Raw genomic sequence first — 4236 nt, 5'->3', positions numbered from 1 at the left:
TGGTATCGCCGTTTGGCTTAAAGTAGCCCTGCTGTTCCCAGTGCTCGTAGAGCGGCTGTTCGATATCTTGCGGGTTATATGTCTTTTCCATTTCTGCTATGTCGTTGGGGGCACGGGCGGCGTGGCCGTATTCAAGTGGAATCCGACGCTGCGATAGGTTTTATAGCGATCGCGCGCCAGCTGTTTCAATGCTTCTTCGTAAGGCACGAAGTCTATCACTTCCTGGAAAGCGGTGGCAAAATCTGCGAACTGCGGCAGCAGGCTGATCAGCAGATCTCTCGGCGCGTTACCGCGGCGCTGCGGCCAGGCCAGTTCGACCGGCGCGCCGTATTTCGGCCCTTCGCCCGCCAGATTGTGCGGCACAAAGGCGCTGGCCGGACGACGCCACAGCGCTTCATCCAGACGGATCGCCTGCGCTTCATTTTCGCAGGCGACCAGCACTCGCTTTCCCTCGCGCCAGCGCGTTTCCGCCAGGTCGCAGACCAGCGCTTCCAGCGCGCTGAGTCCGTCAACCGGCGTATCGCTTTCCAGCAGATAGAAGGTGGCGTTTTTCATGATTTAGTCGTCGCCGTTCAGACCGGCGCGGTTCAGCAGGAACTGCGACAGCAGGGCGACCGGGCGGCCAGTAGCGCCTTTGGCCTTGCCGGAGCGCCACGCCGTACCGGCGATGTCCAGATGTGCCCAGTTGTATTTACGCGTAAAGCGCGCCAGGAAGCAGGCTGCGGTGATCGCGCCGCCGGGACGGCCACCGATGTTAGCCATATCGGCGAAGTTAGAATCCAGCTGCTCCTGATATTCGTCAGCCATCGGCAGACGCCACGCGCGGTCACCCGCCTGTTCGGACGCGCCGATCAGTTCGTGTGCCAGCGGATTGTGGTTCGACAGCAGGCCGCTGACGTGATGGCCCAGCGCAATGACGCAGGCACCGGTCAGCGTTGCTACGTCAATCACCACGTCAGGATCAAAACGTTCAACGTAGGTCAGGGCATCGCACAGCACCAGACGGCCTTCCGCATCGGTGTTCAGCACTTCCACGGTCTGGCCGGACATGGTGGTCAGCACGTCGCCAGGACGATAGGCACGGCCGCCAGGCATATTTTCACAGCCCGCCAGCACGCCGACCACGTTCAGCGGCAGCTTCAGCTCGGCAACCATGCGCATCACGCCGTAAACAGAAGCCGCGCCGCACATGTCATATTTCATCTCGTCCATGGCTTCCCCAGGTTTGATCGAGATGCCGCCTGAGTCAAAGGTTACCCCTTTGCCTACCAGCACGATAGGGCGGCTGTCCGCATCGGGATTGCCTTTGTATTCGATGACCGACATCAGCGATTCGTTCTGCGAACCGGCGCCGACGGCGAGATAGGCATTCATGCCCAGCTCTTTCATTTGCTGTTCGCCAATCACACGCGTAGTGACATTGCTCCAGCCATCCGCCAGCTGACGAGCCTGCGAGGCCAGATAAGCCGCGTTGCAAATGTTTGGCGGCATATTGCCGAGATCCTTGGCGGCTTTTACGCCAGCCGCTACGGCCAGGCCGTGCTGAATAGCGCGTTCGCCGCTGGTCAGTTCACGGCGGGTCGGCACGTTAAAGACCATTTTGCGCAGTGGACGACGCGGTTCAACTTTATTGCTCTTCAGCTGATCGAAGCTGTAAAGCGTCTCTTTTGAGGTTTCCACCGCCTGGCGCACTTTCCAGTAAGTGTTGCGGCCCTTCACGTGCAGCTCGGTGAGGAAGCAGACCGCTTCCATCGAGCCGGTATCGTTCAGGGTATTGATTGTCTTCTGGATCACCTGTTTGTACTGGCGTTCGTCCAGTTCACGCTCTTTGCCGCAGCCGATCAATAAAATGCGCTCGGAGAGGATATTCGGCACATGATGCAGCAGCAGCGTCTGGCCAACTTTTCCTTCCAGCTCGCCCCGACGCAGCAGGGCGCTGATGTAGCCGTCGCTGATTTTATCCAGCTGTTCAGCAATGGGTGACAGCCTGCGCGGCTCAAACACGCCTACAACAATGCAGGCACTGCGCTGCTTTTCCGGGCTACCGCTTTTTACACTGAACTCCATGCACTCTCCTGAATCTTAAAGACAACGGCGCTTGCTGCGGCTAGAATATAGCGCTTGTTAACCGCATCAGGCCGGGGCAACGCGCCGTGTAGCGTTACGGGCGTCAGATTTTGTTCGGGTGATGCCCCTTAGGAATAATCGGGTAAACGTTTTTTTTTGCATCACCGGAACACGATTATTGTCATACTAGTTTAGCTACGACCGAGGCCATTGATGAGAAAAAATGGCGTATAAGCGATGAAACTATCGATTTTCCTGCAAAAAGACAAGTTTTCACAGGCGTATTCAGCGTGATTATCATTAGATATCTGGTAAGAGAGACGCTCAAAAGCCAGCTGGCTATCCTCTTTATTCTGCTACTGATCTTCTTTTGTCAGAAGTTAGTCAGGATCCTGGGAGCCGCGGCGGATGGCGAAATTCCCACAAATTTAGTTCTGACCCTGTTAGGTCTTGGCGTTTCAGAGATGGCGCAGCTCATTCTGCCGTTAAGCCTCTTTTTGGCCATTTTGATGACGCTTGGCCGCCTGTACACCGAGAGTGAAATCACCGTGATGCATGCCTGCGGCCTGAGCAAGGCCGTCCTGGTGAAAGCAGCCATGGTGCTGATGGTGTTCACGGCGGTAGTCGCTGCGGCGAACGTCGCCTGGCTTGGGCCATGGTCGGCGCGTTATCAAAACGAGGTGACAAAGAACGCCAAGGCTAACCCGGGCGCGGCCGCGCTGGCCGCCGGACAGTTCCAGCAGTCGGGCGACGGCCAGTCAGTGCTGTTTATCGAAAACGTTAAGGGGAACAACTTCGGCAACGTTTTCCTGGCGCAGCTACGGCCTAAAGGCAATGCTCGTCCTTCCGTGGTCATGGCCGATAAAGGTCATATGACGCAGCGTGCCGACGGTTCGCAGGTGGTGACGCTGGATAAAGGCACTCGCTTTGAGGGCACGGCGCTGCTGCGCGATTTCCGCATCACCGATTTCCAGAACTACCAGGCCATCGTTGGGCACCAGGAAGTGCTGCTGGATCCTAACGATGCCGAGCAGATGAACTTCAGCGCGCTGCACCATTCCGATCGGCCGGAGTTCCGCAGCGAACTGCACTGGCGCTTTACGCTGGTGTTCTCGGTGCTGGTAATGGCGCTGATGGTGGTGCCGCTCAGCGTGGTGAATCCGCGCCAGGGGCGCGTGCTCTCTATGCTTCCTGCGATGCTGCTTTATCTGGTCTTCTTCCTGCTGCAAAGCTCGCTGCGCTCCAGCGGTTCAAAAGGGCGCCTCGACCCGGCTATCTGGATGTGGGTAGTAAACCTCTCTTATCTGGCGCTGGCGATTGTCCTTAACCTGTGGGATACGGTGCCGATGCGCCGCCTGCGCGCCCGTTTCACCCGGGGAGGATTGGTCTGATGTTTGGCGTTCTCGACAGATATATCGGTAAAACGATTTTCAATACCATTATGGCGACGCTGTTTATGCTGGTGTCGCTCTCCGGCATCATCAAGTTTGTCGATCAGCTACGGAAAACGGGGCAGGGTGACTATACCGTTTTAGGCGCAGGGCTCTACACCCTCCTCAGCGTGCCAAAGGATATTGAAATCTTCTTCCCGATGGCGGCATTGCTGGGGGCCTTGCTGGGCCTGGGCACGCTGGCGCAGCGCAGCGAGCTGGTGGTGATGCAGGCCTCCGGCTTTACCCGCATGCAGATTGCCGCTTCGGTGATGAAAACGGCGATCCCGCTGGTATTGCTGACCATGGCTATTGGCGAGTTTGTGGCGCCACAGGGTGAGCAGATGGCGCGTAACTATCGCGCGCAGCAGCTGGTGGGCGGTTCGCTGCTTTCCACCCAGAACGGACTGTGGGCGAAAGATGGTGATAACTTTATCTTTATCGAAAGCCTGAAGGACAACAGCGAGCTGAGCGGTATCAGCATTTATAACTTTACCAAAGAGCGCCGCCTGCAGTCGGTGCGCTACGCTGCTTCTGCTAAATATAATAAAGAGAAAAAAGAGTGGGATTTGTCGGAAGTGGACGAATCTGATCTCACCAATCCGCAGCAGGTGACGGGCAGCCAGACGCTGACCGGCGAATGGAAAACCTCGCTGACGCCGGACAAGCTGGGCGTAGTGGCGCTGGATCCGGACGCGTTATCGATCAGCGGCCTGTATAACTACACCAAATATCTTAA

General features: G+C 57.1%; 5 protein-coding genes. 2 read left to right on the top strand and 3 right to left on the bottom strand.

Annotation, left to right across the window (positions count from 1 at the left end):
* The 3 genes from RTK32_RS21365 to pepA all read right to left on the bottom strand — a co-directional run.
* The coding region (locus RTK32_RS21365) for a hypothetical protein (RefSeq protein WP_409451116.1) at positions 1-91 on the bottom strand (91 nt) is incomplete at its 3' end.
* Positions 92-96: 5 nt separating this feature from the next.
* Positions 97-555 carry a DNA polymerase III subunit chi gene (locus RTK32_RS19495; RefSeq protein ID WP_312046879.1) on the bottom strand — a complete coding sequence of 153 codons (459 nt, stop codon included), beginning with the start codon at positions 553-555 and terminating at the stop codon, positions 97-99.
* Positions 556-558: 3 nt separating this feature from the next.
* Positions 559-2067, bottom strand: a complete 1509-nt coding sequence (gene pepA / locus RTK32_RS19490) for a leucyl aminopeptidase (protein WP_253458004.1) — start codon at positions 2065-2067, stop codon at positions 559-561.
* A 290-nt stretch (positions 2068-2357) separates the two neighbouring features.
* Here pepA and lptF point away from each other — a divergent pair, with 290 nt between their 5' ends.
* Both lptF and lptG read left to right on the top strand, forming a co-directional pair.
* Positions 2358-3458 (top strand): LPS export ABC transporter permease LptF, encoded by a 1101-nt coding sequence (gene lptF, locus RTK32_RS19485; RefSeq protein WP_312046876.1) that lies wholly within the window; start codon positions 2358-2360, stop codon positions 3456-3458.
* Positions 3458-4236, top strand: a 779-nt coding sequence (gene lptG, locus RTK32_RS19480) for an LPS export ABC transporter permease LptG (protein WP_312046875.1), incomplete at its 3' end; no start/stop codon positions are given. The genes lptF and lptG, both read left to right, overlap by 1 nt.

It is taken from the genome of Erwinia sp. (assembly GCF_031978025.1).
Lineage (GTDB): Bacteria > Pseudomonadota > Gammaproteobacteria > Enterobacterales > Enterobacteriaceae > Erwinia.
The sequence above is the reverse complement of the archived record's forward strand: the minus strand, read 5'-3'. Positions and strand labels throughout refer to the sequence as shown.

Bases quoted from the DNA above. Each gene is read 5' to 3' on its own strand.
- RTK32_RS19495 (WP_312046879.1), bottom strand. From the start codon at position 555: ATGAAAAACGCCACCTTCTATCTGCTGGAAAGCGATACGCCGGTTGAC.
- pepA (WP_253458004.1), bottom strand. From the start codon at position 2,067: ATGGAGTTCAGTGTAAAAAGCGGTAGCCCGGAAAAGCAGCGCAGTGCC.